14 protein-coding genes are annotated in these 16,715 nt (G+C 48.2%); 3 read left to right on the forward strand and 11 right to left on the reverse strand.

Annotated elements, in window-relative coordinates:
* Window positions 1–36 precede the first annotated feature (36 nt).
* The 9 genes from DFP94_RS12205 to DFP94_RS12250 form a co-directional block, all read right to left on the reverse strand.
* Window positions 37–1,077, reverse strand: coding sequence for a LacI family DNA-binding transcriptional regulator (locus DFP94_RS12205; RefSeq protein WP_114496739.1), 1,041 nt, complete (start codon window positions 1,075–1,077; stop codon window positions 37–39).
* Window positions 1,078–1,317: 240 nt separating this feature from the next.
* Window positions 1,318–1,665, reverse strand: a complete 348-nt coding sequence (locus DFP94_RS12210; protein ID WP_114496740.1) for a hypothetical protein — start codon at window positions 1,663–1,665, stop codon at window positions 1,318–1,320.
* A 72-nt stretch (window positions 1,666–1,737) separates the two neighbouring features.
* Window positions 1,738–3,000 (reverse strand): ATP-binding protein, encoded by a 1,263-nt coding sequence (locus DFP94_RS12215; protein WP_114496741.1) that lies wholly within the window; start codon window positions 2,998–3,000, stop codon window positions 1,738–1,740.
* 255 nt (window positions 3,001–3,255) lie between these two features.
* Window positions 3,256–3,438: a hypothetical protein gene (locus tag DFP94_RS12225; protein WP_114496743.1), complete on the reverse strand. Its 183-nt coding sequence runs from the start codon at window positions 3,436–3,438 to the stop codon at window positions 3,256–3,258.
* An 80-nt stretch (window positions 3,439–3,518) separates the two neighbouring features.
* On the reverse strand, window positions 3,519–4,430 hold the full coding sequence (locus DFP94_RS12230) for a LysR family transcriptional regulator (protein ID WP_114496744.1): 912 nt from the start codon (window positions 4,428–4,430) through the stop codon (window positions 3,519–3,521).
* 192 nt (window positions 4,431–4,622) lie between these two features.
* Entirely contained in the window at window positions 4,623–5,768 is a 1,146-nt protein-coding gene (locus DFP94_RS12235) for a DUF116 domain-containing protein (protein ID WP_114496745.1), read from the reverse strand.
* Window positions 5,769–5,903: 135 nt separating this feature from the next.
* Window positions 5,904–10,751, reverse strand: coding sequence for a S8 family serine peptidase (locus DFP94_RS12240; protein WP_147273853.1), 4,848 nt, complete (start codon window positions 10,749–10,751; stop codon window positions 5,904–5,906).
* 276 nt (window positions 10,752–11,027) lie between these two features.
* The gene (locus DFP94_RS12245) at window positions 11,028–11,780 is read right to left on the reverse strand and encodes a PIG-L family deacetylase (RefSeq protein WP_114496747.1); all 753 of its coding nucleotides are present in this window, start codon (window positions 11,778–11,780) and stop codon (window positions 11,028–11,030) included.
* Window positions 11,777–12,094 (reverse strand): DUF1806 family protein, encoded by a 318-nt coding sequence (locus tag DFP94_RS12250; RefSeq protein ID WP_114496748.1) that lies wholly within the window; start codon window positions 12,092–12,094, stop codon window positions 11,777–11,779. Before DFP94_RS12250 ends, DFP94_RS12245 begins: the two co-directional genes overlap by 4 nt.
* 621 nt (window positions 12,095–12,715) lie before the next feature.
* Between DFP94_RS12250 and DFP94_RS12255 the strand changes: the two genes are divergently transcribed.
* The 3 genes from DFP94_RS12255 to DFP94_RS12260 all read left to right on the forward strand — a co-directional run bounded on the left by DFP94_RS12255 (window position 12,716) and on the right by DFP94_RS12260 (window position 14,943).
* On the forward strand, window positions 12,716–13,360 hold the full coding sequence (locus DFP94_RS12255) for a hypothetical protein (RefSeq protein WP_114496749.1): 645 nt from the start codon (window positions 12,716–12,718) through the stop codon (window positions 13,358–13,360).
* Between the two features lie 17 nt (window positions 13,361–13,377).
* Window positions 13,378–13,554, forward strand: a complete 177-nt coding sequence (locus DFP94_RS25520; protein WP_181873136.1) for a hypothetical protein — start codon at window positions 13,378–13,380, stop codon at window positions 13,552–13,554.
* A gap of 633 nt (window positions 13,555–14,187) precedes the next feature.
* A complete protein-coding gene (locus tag DFP94_RS12260) occupies window positions 14,188–14,943 on the forward strand; it encodes a GNAT family N-acetyltransferase (RefSeq protein WP_114496750.1) in 756 nt (251 codons plus the stop codon).
* Between the two features lie 249 nt (window positions 14,944–15,192).
* On the opposite strand, the gene DFP94_RS12265 is transcribed toward DFP94_RS12260, so the two are convergent.
* Window positions 15,193–15,939: a hypothetical protein gene (locus DFP94_RS12265; protein WP_114496751.1), complete on the reverse strand. Its 747-nt coding sequence runs from the start codon at window positions 15,937–15,939 to the stop codon at window positions 15,193–15,195.
* A 123-nt stretch (window positions 15,940–16,062) separates the two neighbouring features.
* The gene (locus DFP94_RS12270) at window positions 16,063–16,626 is read right to left on the reverse strand and encodes a GNAT family N-acetyltransferase (RefSeq protein WP_114496752.1); all 564 of its coding nucleotides are present in this window, start codon (window positions 16,624–16,626) and stop codon (window positions 16,063–16,065) included.
* Window positions 16,627–16,715: the final 89 nt, after the last annotated feature.

Consider the following 16,715-nt stretch of genomic DNA (forward strand, 5'->3'; position numbering starts at 1 on the left):
TGTTCATCTCTCCTCAAGTAAAAAAATGTCTGGGTCTCAGACCTTCCGGCATGAATCTCGGATAACCAGGGAGGTGCCCGCGAGCAGGGCAACCGGCTGGACTGGAGTTTCCTGAATTCCGTGGATTACAGCCTCGGTCAGTTCATCCATCATGCCGGAGAAATCGACATGAATGGTCGATAACGCCGGCACAATCCGGGAACTTAGAAGGTGATCGTCAAAGCCAAGCAGCGAAATGTCTTCAGGAACCCTAAGCCCTTTCTCGGACAACGCCCGCAGCGCCCCGAAGGCGACGCTGTCATTCACGGCGAAAATGGCAGTCGGCAGCTTGCGGACTTGCATTAGCCACTGCGCGGTTGCCGCATAGCCGCTCTCCTCCGAAAAATCGCCGGGAACGATCCATTCCGGATGCACGGACAGCCCATGGGCCGCCATGACCGCTACGAAGGCCTCGTATTTTTCCGGGCCCGAAAGCCGCAAAGGGTCGCCGCTGATAAACGCGATATCTCGATGACCGAGCTGCACCAAATACTCGACCCCTTCCGAAATGCCGTTTCTGTTGTCGAAATTGCTGACAATCCGGTTCGGTTCGAGGCGGCCAGGCAAATGCTGATCCACAATGCCGACGATATGGCCCTCCTTGATCAGTTCTTCGACCAACGGCTCATAATTCGCTGCACCGATAAAAATCCCGCCGTCGATCCGCTTTTGGTGAAACGAATCCTTAACCATCCGATGCTCCTCGGGGTCCTGCGTATGGCGGATGATGTGGGTAAGCACGTAATGCCCGCGCAAGGAGGCGCTTTCAATAACGCGCGTAATGAGCAGATTACTCAACATATCCGTCGATACCAGGTCCGGGGAAATCATAAACAACCCGATCGTCCTTGTTTTTTTTCCTACCATTATTTGCGCGGACAGGTTCGGCACGTAGCCGTATTTTCCGATGACCTGCAGCACCTTTTCCCGGGTGGCTTCAGGAACGTTGGGGTAATTGTTGATGACCCGGCTAACGGTACTCCGGGAAACACCCGCCAGCCTGGCAATTTCGTTACTGTTGATTCCCGTTTTTTTCACGAGTCTCCCTCTTTCGATTAACACGTGTTTACAAACCCAATATAGTATGGTTATATCATCAAGTCAATCTCCAATTTAACACGTGTTAAATTGTCATATTTTACTGATTGGATCCACTTTCCCTCCAATAAGCTCCGGCCGGACTTTGCGTAAATGCATAAATAAAAAAGCCGAAGATTGCTCTCCGCGGCCTCTTATTTATACTGCTATTCCGATATTTAATGAAATCGTCCAGCTTCTTTACTTCTTATCCACCTGCAGCACCGTTACGGGTTTAAGCGTATAGGTATCTTTGATTTTCTCTTCCGCGATCACATTCAGTTTGACCAGGCTCGCGATTTTGGCGGAATCCGGTTTGGATAACATGCGCCACAGCTCCAGGTCCGGCAGGACCTCGTACAGTTTTTGTTCATCGTATTCCCTGCGGTTTTGGGAAACAAGCTTCACCACATGGGTATCAAGGTCCAGATTCATCGTCTCCCGCTCCCGGCAGTAGTCCAGAATGGCCTGACGCAGATCCGCCAGCTCCTGTTCCAGCTCCTTTTGGGTTTGCTTCACTTGATAATATCGTTCTACAATCTTGTCCAAGCTCTTCACGCTCCTCTATATCCCATGGATATGCCGGAGCAGGCCGTTTTAGCCCATTTCCCGGACGGGAAATCAACCCGCCGCTTGTTCGGAAAGAGGTAACATGATCGTAAACCGGGTCCCCGCCCGATGAACACTCTTCAAAGATACCGTACCTCCCATCGCCCGAATCGCCTGATACGAGAAGGAGAGCCCCAGTCCCGTTCCCTTTGATTTGGTGGAAAAAAAGACGGAGCCGAGCCGGTCGATCTGATCCTCCGTCATTCCGATTCCGTTGTCTTCAATGATCAGGGTGGCTTTGCCGTTCGTCGCAGTTAGATCCAGGGAAACCTTCCCGTCCGGGATATCGTAACACGCTTCAATCGCATTTTTAATCAAGTTCATAAGCACTTGTTTGGTTTTCTCGGGATTGGCCAAAATCCAGACGGGACCGGCAGAATAATGCTCTTCCAATCCGACATTGTTCATATTCGCATAGGGACGCATGACTTCCAAGGTGGCTCGCAAAAGATGGCGCAGATCCGTAGATTCCTGATGATCTTTCAAAGGCTTTGACATAGAAAGATATTCGGAAAGTATATATTCCGTGCGTTCCAATTCGCTTACGCAAATATCGATGTAACGATGAACCCGGTCGCGTTCCAAGGCAGACTCGCGGATCAGTTTCAGAAACCCCTTCACGGCCGTTAGCGGATTCCGCACTTCATGGACCAGCGATGCCGCAACCTGGCTGATCATTTCAACCTTTTCATTTTGCGCATAATTAATGACAACTTCCTTTTCGATTACAGCTTTTTGGAATAAGGAGATCAGTAACCAGCTGCCGATAAAATTTTGGGCCGGTATAACTACAATATAAAACATCAAATTATGTTCAATCGAATCGGGATTATGTAAGTACACAAGAAGAAGAGAAATGAGGGAGAAGACGGAGCCGGCCAATAAGATGACGGGCATTTTCCGCCGTGAATTCAGATAAAGCTTCCACAGAAGAAGCGACAAGGGAAACATAATGGTCATAATCAGCATCGCCAAGCCCGTTCCGTCACCGCCCAAATACAAACGGTACAACACAAACTCCAGAAGCAGAATGATCCCTGCCTGTAAGCCGCCGAAGATCAGTCCAAAAAAGACAATGACGTACCTGATATCGAAAAAATACCCGCTCACCGCGCTCGCTCCGAAGGTCATGGAAAGAAACAGACTGATGAGGCCGGTGATGACTATAAACTTCTTTGTAAAATTCCGGGGTTGGTCCCGGTAGTAAACACTAAACATCAGAAATGGCATCAGGGCAAGAAACAACTGGAGAAGTATCTCCTTTAGAACGGTCATCCGAAGTCACCCTTCATCTCTGGATATAAATTAGGTTATTTATAATAATTCCATACTTTATGTATAAACCCTTTAATCCCGCTGCGGTTATAGTGCAGGACGGCTTGCGTGTTAATCGGATTTTGCATCCGAGCCGGCACGGCACATTATAAAGGGCGTCAATCATTTCTTTTAATTCTTTGTAGAAGTTATCCCGGTGGAAATGTTCGTTCCTTCCCAATGCGTTATGTTTGTCCTCCTCCACTTTGATTGCGCTTACAAAATTGGGGGAGATGAAATGTGCAGATGATTCCAGCCGCCGTTCAGATTCACCCACTCGTCCCTTGCCCTCCGGGGCCGCGGATATTCCGGAAGCACGCTCAGCAGATACATCTCTTTCCCCCACCGGGTCCTCAAACCCTTCTCTGCTTTCCAACCGGCTTGTTCTTCATGCTGCATGACATCCCTCCGTTTCTTGGTTACTATAACAATTCTAATCTATATTTAACGTTTTGATAATCCATGATTTGGAATATCGGTTAACCCTTCGTACTTTCCACCGACTCCTCCAAAGCCTCAACATAAGCCAGTGCCAATTTGGAGAGCGCCGCATTTTTATGGCAAATCCATCCGACGTTAATACTTTCGCCGCAATCTAGCGGAACCGGAATAATTTCGTTTCCGTTGAGATCCGAGCTGAGGACCCCTGTAGAAATCGTGTATCCGTTCAGCCCGATCAGCAAGTTGAACAGCGTCGCCCGGTCATTGACCCGAATGCTTTTCGGATGGGACAAAGTGCTGAGGATTTCCTCGGAAAAATGAAATGAATTGTACTCCCCCTGCTCGAACGATAAATACGGATATTCCTGCAATTGGTCGATCGTGACGATCGCCTGCTTGGCTAGCGGATTTTGAATGCTGATGAAAATATGCGGCTTCGCCGCGAATAAACTGTTGAACTGAAGGCCAGCATCTTTTAACAGCTTATTAATGACTTTGGCATTGAAGTCGTTCAGGTATAGAATGCCTATCTCGCTGCGCCGCGATTTCACGTCCTCAATGATTTCATACGTTTTCGTCTCCCGTAGCGCCAGCTCGTATTCCTCATGCCCGTATTCCCGCACCAGGTTCACAAAGGCATTCACTGCAAATGCATAGTGCTGGGTGGAAACCGAAAAGTGCTGCGGCGGCAGCTTGCCGTTAAGGTAGCGGTTCTCCAGCAGTTCCGCCTGCTCGACGACCTGGCGGGCATAGCTTAAAAATTCCGAGCCTTCGTTCGTCAAGGAAATCCCCTTATTGGTACGTTCAAATATCGTGATCCGGATCTCGTCCTCCAAATCCTTGATCGCATTGGAAAGGCTGGGCTGAGAGATGAACAGCCGCTTGGCCGCCTCGTTCATGGAGCCGCGGCCCGCTACCTCGATGACATATTTCAGTTGCTGCAGGGTCATAGATTTTGCCCCTCTCTGTTGGTCCTATCCTTCTATTTTAAAAATGAACTACCGGCTTGTGCAACCTTTCGGGGAATATCCCGTCTGCGGTATAAACGGTTAAGGCTTACGAGCTAACTTCGGAAGGGAAAATCTATGTCAATGTCGGGACGACCCTAGATGAATTATCGAAAAAGATATCTTTAGTTCATCTTATCCAGTCGTCCCAACCTGGATACGGTTTAGTAATCGGCTAAGATCGATGTCCGTTACCACTCCGGTTTCATGCCAATGCTTGATGCAGCCGCTATAATTCAAGAGCACGCATTGCGGTTCATATCCTAACCGTTTGGCCTGATATCCCCCGGAAACCAGATTGAGGATGCAGGCCACGCCGACGATGCCAACCTTCCCGGGTTGAATAGACTGCCGGCCGAAGGCCGTCGAGGCATGCGGGATCATGAACACTTGAAAATCATGCTTCTTGCCGAGATCGGAGATAATTTTGACCTGACAGTCCTTGCTACAGCTCCGGCATACATAGCCATGTTCCGACTCAACTGCTCTACAGCCCGCCTCTCCTTTTTCTCTCATGCAGATTGGAAGCAGCACTCTCTTTTGTTCCGTATTCAAAAATTTCTCCCGAAACGCCCGGTTCATGATTTCCGCACCGACCATATTGAGGTGATATTCCGCCCGGCCGCGGGTACAGAAAATCATGTTTTCCTTCCATTTGAGCCGCTGGTTGTTCTTGTCGATGTACAGCTCCACATTTGCTGTGTGCCGCCCCAAGACTTCCCGGCTTCGGGCTTCAAACCATTTTCCGAAGGTCACCGCCTGGGATAGCTTTCGTTTGCCGTCTTCCCGGGATCTACTTTTCAGAAAAACAAGCCACTCTGACATCCTGCGGCTTTCCTGCTCAAACTCGCCGGTGGCCTGAAGCCACCCGATCAAATCAGCGAACCGGTTCATGCTCACTTTCGGCTCCACTTGCTGAGGGCCCCGCAGGAGAAAGGGATTCAGCGTCCCTTTGGTACGTTCGATTATGGCTCTGATGCGGTCACCCCTGGTTTTCCAACCGTAGACCCCCGCTAGCAATTTGCCTCCGTATTTATGAATGAATGCTGCCCGGCTGCCGTAACTTATCCAAAGCACGCCCAGCATCAAGAACTCCAATCCATGAACAAGCGGATCTCCGCTATCACTATGCCGGATCGCAGCATAACTGCTAAACTGACTTACCGCCGGTTCTTTCTCCAGCCTGCGAATCACCTCATCCGTAAATCGTTCTATATCTTCATAATATTTATCCGTTCCTTTGGCATCACTACCGTATAACGAATAGGTCACCGCTTCCACGCCTATCACCTCACCGCTGCAACTCTGTTGTTAAAATCATAACATCTTTGCAGAATCAAGATCAGTGATTATTTTCCAGCCATGCAAAAACCAGCCGCCGGTATGTGAACCGACAGCTGGTCTTTTGCTTCAGGTTTACTTGGTGTATGTCTTGAAAATGCGGTATACCACTACGGCTGCTTCCGCACGGGTTGTGAAGGCATCCGCTTCAAAGCGATTGTCGCCCCTGCCCTGCATCAGGCCAAGTCCGGCGACCTGGGCTACCGCTTTCCTGGCCCAATCCTGGATGACTGCATCGTCGGCAAATCCGGATAGCTGCTCAACCGCCAAATCCTTATTTTCCAAACTCTCCAGCACTCTGGACAAAATAACCGCCATTTCCACGCGTGTAATAAGCTGATCCGGAGCAAAGCTTTGATCGCTATATCCGGTTACGAAACCTTTGGCCACAGCGGTTTGAACATCGTTATGATACCAGTCGCTGTCCGAAACGTCGCTGAACCGCACTTCACCGTCCGTACTTTTTTCAAGCCCTAATGCACGGACGAGGAGCGAAACGAATTCGGCTCTGGTCACCTGAGCCTTAGGCGCAAACAGATCCGCACTCTGGCCGGTGACGATATCTTTTGCGGCAAGAACTTCAATCTCGTTGACCGCCCAGGCGTAGTTTGCACTGGTCACGTCCGCGAATGAGATATCCTTGGCCATGTACATGTACCGGCTGAAACTGTTCAGAGTGACGACGATTTTACCGTCGATCAAACGCCCGACCTGTTGGGTAAGCTTCCCTTTTTCGCTGATTTTGAACAGGCTGATTTTCTCCCCGTTCAACGTACCTGCGGCAAGCGCGGCAAGCGCGGCAAGCGGAATGGACAATTCGACCGGTTTGCTGAAGGTCGGCCCTTCCAATGGCTTTCCGTTCTTATCCAAAATCGCGAAATCAAAATACGTGCCTAGCGGCTTGATCGAGCCAAGGCTCAGATCGGCCAAAAGCTTCTTGGTTTCTTCTTCGGTTGCGGGGGTCACCCGGACAAATCCCGCATCCGCAGAAGTAACCGCGCCTGCCGGGAGTGTTAACGTAAGACCGTTAGGCAATGTAACCTTCGTAGGTTCATTAGCCTTGATCGCCTCCTTGACAGATCCATTTACGGATGGCTGTTCCGGTTTTGGCGTCGGAGGGATTGGAGGGGTCTTACTTCCGCCACCTCCGCTACTGCCGCCGCTTCCTCCATTTCCGCCCGAGGAAGGAGCCTTCGTCACCGTGACATCCACCGTCACGTCCAGGTCTTCGTAGCTGACTTTCACCGTCGTATGTCCGGCTTGTTTGCCGGTCACCGTTCCTTTGGCCGCTGAGGCGATCGCCGTATCGGCTACCGCATATTCCGCATTCCCCGTGACATCCGATACGGTGCCGTCCGGTCCTTTGTAGGTCACCGTCAGTTTATTCCCGACCCCTTCTTGCACGGAGAGGGATAACGGACTAACCGTAAGAACGGGCTGTTCCTGAACGGAGACCTGAACGCTTGGTTTCACATTCACGGCGATTTCATTGCCGTCGCGATCCAGCAATTTCAAATGGGCAAGCTTGAAATCATATTGCCCAAACTCTGCTCCGGCGAATTTAAAGCTAGCCAGTGAACCATCGCCGATATAACCTTCCGTTCCGTTCAAGCTGATGAAAACCTCGTGCCTGCTTGTATGCTCATCGTATTCATAAACAGCTTCCGATACCGTCAGCGGCTCGGATGGATTATGCAGTGCCTGGTGGTTATTGAACTCCGTACTCGGCGTTATCGATGCCAGTTCCAACCGATTGCTGTACAGCAAATCGAATTTTGCGGAATATACCGCACGGGTAACCGAAAAGTCCACGTCTAGAGAGAACTCTTCATTAGGCAATACCTGGTCGGATCCGACTACAGGAGCTACAAAATCATTGAATGTATACGTAGCCGTAGAGAGCGGTACCGCCAAGCCGTTTCCAGCCAAATCATAGACGAACACCTCGTAGGCGTTGTCACCCGGGTAGACCGGAACCTCGATCGCGAAATTCCCGGCATCGTCGATACTTCCGTTAAGTTGCAAGCCTTTGTCCTTGTTCTTCGCCGCAATGCCGATAACCTGGCCGATCTTCATTCCCTGGGGAACCAGCAAATCGATCATCAAATCACCGGTTACTTTGCCGGAAATAGTACCCATCATTCCCGATTCATTCAAGGTTATCGCAGGATCGCTAAGTTCGGCAATCGGGTCCTGCCTATCTATAATGAATGCAGTGACCTGATCCAACAGCGGCTCTGCTTCCACCGGGGAATTGCCAACAAAAGGTACCAAATTGTACAAATCATCTTCGAGTTCAGATCCGTCCCAATCTCTTATAATATAGACACCCGGGTCTATGCCTTCATCGATCTCTATCAGTGGACCCAGCCACTTTCCATCCGAAGTGATTAAATCCAACGAGAAGTACGGTGTATATTTGTTCACGTTAAAAGAAAGGTCTGCCAGATCGGTTTCTCCATCCCCATTCGGCGAGAAAATATCCGGTACAACCATCAGATCCGTGATCACATCATATTCCCCGACATGGACCGAGATCGGCATTTGAATTACGTGTCCGCTTGCTGTTTCGGTCAATATCAGTTCGCCTTCGTAGTAGGATTTGTCTGTATTATTCGGCACTTCCAGAGTGACGGTCAGGTCTTGCTCCCCTCCCGCAGGCACGGAAATAATTCCGTCAGAAGGAACCGCTTCAATTGGAGCATCGCCATACCACCTGGCTTCTACCGAATAGGAAGAAGACTCTCCGACGATATCCTTTACAATGACCTTACGCTCGGCATTTGTGCCATAATTGACCTGACCAAACGAAAGGCTGCCGGTATAATACGTTTCCAGTTCCCCATTGTCCACAAAGACCGTGCTTTCCTCGGTCATGGCTACCGCTTTCGCTTCCAGCACCTTTTCGAGCGCCACGCGGCCCGCCCCTTGGTCCATATGCGTATACCGGTTCCCTGTCCGGTCGTTCAGTTTCACCGTATTGTTCATCAGCAAAGCTTTAAGCTCGTATTGACTTAAATCCGGATATTTCTGCTTCAACAACGCCGCGGCGCCTGCGATATGCGGAGCGGCCATACTTGTGCCATTCTGTGCTTTATACCATCCTTCATATTCCGGCACGCTGGATAAGATGCTTATCCCCGGCGCGGAGATATCCGGTTTAATGGCACCGGAGGGTAGAGCGGGGCCGCGGGAACTGAAGCCGGCCATAATATCCTCTTCGATCGTGGATCCGAAGGAAACGCTCAATGATGGATTCGCGGCAAGTTCCGCCTTCACCCGCTCGCCGTAAGCACCCGAAATCGCGTAAATCGGAATCGTGACGTTCGCATTTCCGAGCGTCCCGCTCTCCAGTGCTTCAGGAAAATTGTTATAGATCAGGGCGGCGATAGCACCTGACTGGATCGCATTCTCGGCTTTTTCCACGAACGAGATTTCACCGCGCTTGATGAACGCGATTTTCCCCGTCAAATCTTTGCCGTCATAAGCAGATTTCTTGCCCAACCCGACGTCAACCAGTCCATAGGATTCCGTCAAGTTTTCGATGCCTTCGGATTTATCGAAGGTCTCCATGAAGAACTCGTCGCTCAATCCCGAAACCTTCAGTATCGGCGTATTCAACGGAGGTTTGGACGCTCCCACCGTGATCGCCAGCTCGGCCGAGCCCGGATCCGTTACCGTTTCTGCGTTCGGGCCGCTGTTCCCGCTGGATACTACCGCTATAACTCCTGCTTGGACGGCATTGTTAATCGCGACGGAATCCGCAGACCGCTCGTTATTCGTTTCCGATCCAAGCGACAGATTGACAACGTCCATCCCGTCTGCCACCGCGCGCTCGATACCAGCGATCACATCTTCCGTAGACCCGCTGCCGTAAGGACCCAGCACTTTATACGCAAAAATTTGCGCTTCCGGTGCCACGCCTTCGATCCCTGCCTTGCCGTCGGCACCTGCACCCCGTCCGGCCACGATCCCAGAAACGTGTGAACCGTGGGAAGTCCAATACGGCTTTCCTGCCGCGCTGACTTCCGGCGTGTTCGGATTCAAGGCACGTGCCTTCAGGAAATCCTCCTTCGTTGTCTCGTAAGGTTCTTCATCATCGTTTACGAAGTCGTATCCCCAATATCCGTCCGGGATAGCCCCTTCCAAATCGGGATGGTCATTGGCCGCCCCGGTATCGATGACGCCGACATGAATTCCGCTCCCCTTTACGCCGGCATCCCAGAAGGCATCGCTCCCTATGAAAGGAACGCTTCCTTCCGGCGTTACCAGGGTATCGGCTTCTTCTGCCGTCGCATAAACCGTGTTGTTGGGGTACACCGCTTTAACTCCGGGAAGCGAAAGCAGGTCTTCCACCTGATCGGCCGCGATAGTCAATGAAAAACCGTTAAAAATGCCGGAATATTCACGACCGATATCCGCATTCAGTTTCCCTAACGCGGACTTCTTGAAATTTTGCTGTTCCAGATCGACTTTTATTTGATGCGATGACAGCGAAGAAGCGCCGGAACGCGCCTTGCTTTGCAGTTGCCCGGCTTCGAATACCTTCACCGGCGCTTCCTGCAGTTCCACGATCACGGAGATTTGTTCACCGCCGTCTGTCGGAGGCACGAAATTTTGAGGTTCTATTGAAGATGATAAAGAGGAATTTTGCTTTTCGAGTATCAATTCATCCTGAGCAATCCCAGTCTTTGCGGACTTGTTGAAAGCTTGATCTTGGCTTCGTTTTAGCGTGACGCCCGAATCCAGAATGGCCCGATCCAGCGATACGGCATCGCGGTCCAACCTCGATACCGCTTTGCTGGTTACGTCTACGCCAAGCTTAGCGCTCTCTTGCGCTCCTGCAGCCGGAAGAAGAAGGGTAAAGCTCAGCATGAAGCTTAATAATCCGGCGATGGTTCTCCTAATTACTCTCCTACTCAAACTCTCATCTCCCTTTGGTATATTTAATTTTTAATGTGCCGAATCAAGCTGCCGTACTATATCTATTCTGCGGGTTTGTAAAATTACCTCTTAAAATTTATAAAAATATGATTATTTTTGTAAAAATGCTAGATATTACATTTTTCGACGAAAGTTTCGTATTTGCAAAGCAAGATAAGAACAGCATTCGACAGACAGGACAAAAAAGCCCTTACGTAACCCAAAGGTTGAACGTAAGGACTTCCCTTGCAAATATGGATTGAATCTTGAAGCAAGCTAATGATTTACTCCCGCCATAACCGGACGACTGCCCGCAGGTTGAAATAAGTCGCCCGAATTCAGGATCGGAGCAGAAGCGTCTCCGTTTATGAAATATTCAACCTTTCCGAACCGGTCAAGCGCTTCACTATCCGGCAGCCACACCCATTCATCAATCTCCGATTGGCAACGGTGAGCTCGGAATGCGGCGAGCTTTGACTCCAGGTGGTCGGACACGTCGATCTTCAGGATATCTTCGGGAGCATATCCGTAAGGTTCGGGATGCTCCATCCTGTCTCCGAAAGAAATAAAATACAGCGCACCCTTGCACCTGGCTCGATGATAAGCTGCGGTGGTCGCCTTCCCGATAGAACAGTGGTCAGGGTGACCGCCCAGTTTTTCATGAAAGGTTAATACCACATCGGGAGCGATGTCCTGTATCAAGTTCTCGATTCGCGCGGTTAAACTCTCCTCGTCGATGAATTCCACTGTTTTGTCGCGAATATCCAGAAACATGAGCCGTCCGATTCCAAGAGAATCGCATGCAGCCTGCAATTCCTTTTCCCGTGCCGCGGCGATAGTCTCCCGGTTAAGATAAGGCGGATTACCCATGCGGCGCCCCATCTCTCCCCGCGTAGCGCTTACCAGCGTTATCTCGACTCCCTCTGCGGCATATTTAGCCAATGTCCCGCCGCAAATAAATGTTTCGTCATCCGGGTGCGCGAACACCGCCAACAGCTTACGAGCCTTGCTCTGATTCATATCGTTCATTCGGGGAACGGCTCCTTTCCCAAATGGAGCGCAACGTCCATGCGTCCCCTGTCGTCAAATCCGGCCAGCAGCAGCCGGCCTGCCGGATCAAGCTCGTAATGGGTCAGACCCTCCATCCGTAGCCATCCGTGCCCGTCAAACCGGAGCGCCGCCCGATACGGGCCTTCTCCGTCCCCGGCAATAAAAGCATCCGTCACTTCAACCTTGAAATTCCGGACAAATACATACGAAGTCGCCTCGCTGTGAATAAAAGCGGCCGCTCCCACAAATTTGCGGAGTTCCGCCTCCACCTGCATTCTGTCGATGTTTACCATCAAGTTGGATTACCTTCTTCTTTAAAGTAATTAAGAAATCTACTCTATTATATCAAGAGTACAGAATATCGGAATTCATAATCTGTATTCTGTATTTATCCGGCGAATGGATCTGCTAACTCTTCCGTAAAAGTGCATTCATTTATCGAGTCTTTATGCGAATTATTTAGCGTCTTTGTCTAGGGGATGTTTTTATTCATCAACATGGTGCTGGGGTAAAAAAGGGAGGAATTTCAGACCATCGAACGATCACTTATGTGTTTTTTAACGCTTGGGCAATCCCCTGGAGTTGAGGTAATGACCTGAATACCGGCTACGAAATGCCAAATTAACTAGACATAAAAGGCAAGAAGTCAAGACGGATCAAGGATATGGCACGGACAAGCTGGCTTCTTCTATCGTTTGGTTATTCTAGGGATTGAGAACATTACCAGAATATTTTTACAAATTATTCAGATAGAAAGCATTAATTACTCATTAAATGAAATGCCACTAAATATGACTTACATACCATATTCAGGGATTTTATTGATATTTTTTTACATTAATGGTAATGTGATGGTTAAGGGTGAGTTGGCCAACTCCATTACCCCAAAAATATGTTTTAAAAGGAGTTTAACTATGAAAAAGTTATCGGCTCTATTTCTAACTATTTGTTTATTGTTTATCTCAAGTGTCCCCCTTGCTGCCGCTGAAGGTAACGAAGAAGTCTCACCTATAACTAATGATAGGGTTATCAGTTTTTTAAAAACAAACAATATTAATTATGAATTTTTAAATGGGGATATTAAGTTAGTCGAAACATCAACTGAATCTATAGCTGAGGTAAATGAGTTACTAGCCTCTGAGTCCAAAAGCACTCTTAATGCTATAGCTGCTATTTCTTACCCTACTCCCTACATTCATATGAGAAATCACGATATATATGATTCACAAAAATTCAAGGCAGCAAGAAAAGCAGCCTTAGCCGCAGCCGTTGTTGAATGGGCAAAGAATAAATTCTTACCAGATCCATGGAAAATTAGTATAGCTGCTGCTGGTGGGTTTGGCATCTATTATTTCGTGAATACTGATGTGGAAGATTTATATTTTTACATTAAATATTCCTATAGAGAAAAGGGACCAGGATTTTTTGATAGTAATGGTACTTTCATAGGTGACTATGAAATACTAAAAGAAATCAGAACTACTAAAAACTCAAATTATACTGGCGGTTGGGTAGAACATGACGCAAGGTTATCAACTATAGTGGATCCATGGTTCTAAGAAAAGAGGATTAAAGTATGAGATTAAACATGCTGGGTTACTTTATTACTTTTGCATTTAATTTTATAGTAGCTTACTTTATCTACGATGAGTCTGGTTATGTTAAACCTTTAATTCATTCTATTCTTATTTTGATTGTTGTTGTTATAATGGATTTAATCATGAAAAACAAAAAAAGAAAATCAAATAAATAAATGGAACTAAAAATCCAGCCTTAATCCCATAAAAACTCGGACTAGGCTGGATTTTGGTTTCTTGCCTGATTTAACAACGTTGAATACACAATTTATACGCTCATGACTAAAACGTTGAAAGATAAAGAACTAATTTATTTACAACTCTTTTCATTTGTTAGGATACATTAAAATCTAGTATAAGCTTTTAATGTTTAAACCAGTTTGGACAATCTATGATGTGCTCCTCTGTCGAAAATGGAAATATGTGTCGGTTTAATCTTTATTGCGCTTCTTGATTTATTTTTCCTCTGACACGATAGGTTACCGACTCTGCTGAGCTTCCCGTGATCACTGCCAGACCCCCTGGGAATTCTGTTCTCATCTCTTTAATTTAACCTTGAGTCAAACCTTTTTTAAACTCGATTTTAAGCTCCCAGACAAATTGATCCGCATAATAGCCCCCAAAATTAATCGATTGTTAATTCCATGTCATCGTCCTCTGATTTATTATCCATTTTTGAATTTATCCTATGCACTAGTTCTATGATTTCTGCGAAGCCGATTACTAGCAATTTTAGTTTTGATTGATTTCATATTCTATAACTGTATAATTATACAATCGACTAATTTCCGGGGAGGTTGCCAGCCCTTATGAATCCAAATCATAAAATGATAGAAGAACTGGCCTTAAACAACTGGCCCGCTTTGTCCACCCTGCTCTATGACGGATGGGTGCTGCGTTTCGCCAAGGGCTGCACAAAACGGGCCAACTCGGTCAGTCCTCTGTTCGGTTCTTCGCTGGATTTGGAACAGAAAATCTTGGAATGCGAAAATATCTATGCCGCCAATCAGTTGCCCGCCATTTTTAAAATTACCCCGTTTATCCACCCTGCCGATCTGGATAACGTCCTGGAACAAAAGGGGTACCAATTAATCGATGTCACCAGCATGCAAACAATGCATCTGAACAACCTTGCCGAACCCCGGCTTCATACCGTCAAGATCGTGGAGCATGTGGATGAGGAATGGCTGGAGCAATTCGGCAGGCTGGATCAGGCTTCAGACCGGAAACTGGACACCATGAGAGAGATGCTTTCCAATATCAAAACCCCTAAAGGGTTTATCCTTCTGTATCACGACGGTCAAGTTGTTGCCTGCGGTCTGGGAGTCATTGAGCGGGGGTATATCGGATTGTATGACATCGTCACGGACGCCGCCCGTCGGAATCAGGGACTCGGAGAGCAGATGATATTACACCTGCTGAAATGGGGCAAAGCCAATGGGGCGAGAGACAGTTATCTGGCCGTAGTCGCAAATAATGATCCCGCCCTGCGTTTGTATTCCAAAATCGGCTTCACGGAAGCGTACAGACACTGGTACAGAGTTCAGGGAATAGTGAAAGGCTGACGACCCGGTCTCAAAATTTTTTCTGCAAAATAAAAAGGTCCGTGGGTTTTGTCCTGTTGGAGGGCTGCGTATAAAACTCGATGCAATAGCTGTCAATATTCAAGGCGGCTATCCCTGACAAAATGGGAGATCCCTTCTCGCAAACAATGGATTCCCCCGGATACCGAATCGGAATATACGTTGTTTCCGGAGTTTACAAAACAGGATTTTAACATCCCTTTATCCAGGGTAGCCCATCCAACCCCGTACTCATGGGTAAAACGGAAGGCTTACCGCTCCTCTCCCAACCTTTTTGGAGCCCAAAGCGAATATAGCGGAGATTCCAGTTCCGCTATATTCGCTTTGTATCTTACCATCGGGTTCAACCGTGACCCGACTCAGGCAGTTATCGGTTACCGCGATAAGTTGAACCCATGGGCCTTGCGAAACGGAAACAACCGAAAAAAGATCGCAATCCAGGTGGACGGTGTTTTGCTGCCCGATATTTCCGCCGAGATCCATCTTCCGGATTAAAAGATTCCCGTCTCCGTAAGAGAAAGCATACATCTCATCTTGATTCTCATCGATAAATATGTGCTCGCACTGCGGCAGCGGGATCTTCGCGGTTACCCGCTTCTTAAAATCACCGTTTGCAAATTCCAGGATCTCCAGCTTATCTTCTTTTTTCGGATTAAAAATATCCCCGTTGTGAAACACAGAGCAGTTCCCCACGTTTCCGACGTATTCACCGACCACGCTCCGAATCGGCTTGAGCTTGTCGAGACCGCTCCGGTCCGGTACGGGGAGAACGCTGTCCGGGCTCAAGAATAGACTGGGAAGCACTCCTTTCGTTTCCGCCAACGCGTGCCTAATTTTTCCGTCCATATCAATTTCGATATAAGCGACTTCATAGTTTTGATCGGAATCATAGACGTATACCGCATGAACCGTGCTGCCATGGAGCGTTGACATTACGCCATGACTGTTAAGCCCGTAAGGATTGCTGATTTTGAGCATGCGGCTATGCGCCGAATGTTCCTGCGGGACATATCAATCTTTAACAAGTGAAGCACCTCTTTTAGATGAGTCATCTCGTATCCCCCCTGCATTATCATTTCAACAAGTCATGCCTGATATAGTTCAAGCAAGATAATCCCGCTGCAATATCCCGTAGATTTCCAAATCGACGATGCCCTTTCCCGTCCACACTTTCGCCTGTCTCAAAGTTCCTTCCTTAAGGAAACCGTTCTTGAGCAGCACCTTCTTCGAAACTTCATTTGCCGGCATGACTTCGGCCTGAATCCGGTTAACCCCCGCTTCCTTGAATAGAAACTCAACCAAGAGTGCAACAGCTTCACTAGCGATCCCCCGGCCCCAGTGACCTTCCGCCAAAAAATAACCGATCGTCGCCATATTCACCTTCTGATCGAAGTCGCAAGCTTCGAGAATGCCGACCATCTCTTCTCCGGCAAAAATCCCCCATTTGACTCTCGTTTTTTTCAAATAATCCCGTTGAAAGTGTCCGATCATGTTTCTTACGGTCTCTTTGTTGTGCTTCGGCAGAATCCCGCAAAAGTCGAATACCCGGTCATTACTATAGATGGCGAATACTTCTTCCAAGTGCTGTTCTTCAATTTTTTGAATCCGAATCCGCTCCGACTGCAACACAGGTAACTGTTCTTTAAAAATAGCATCCATAATCATAGGGAATTTCTCACCGCATCCTTCTTTGGAAATTTAAATTTTCAGCCCCTGCTTCCCGCTCCCACTGCTTGACCTTCCCGTAAACAGCC

Source organism: Fontibacillus phaseoli (assembly GCF_003337355.1).
Classification (GTDB): Bacteria; Bacillota; Bacilli; order Paenibacillales; family Paenibacillaceae; genus Fontibacillus; species Fontibacillus phaseoli.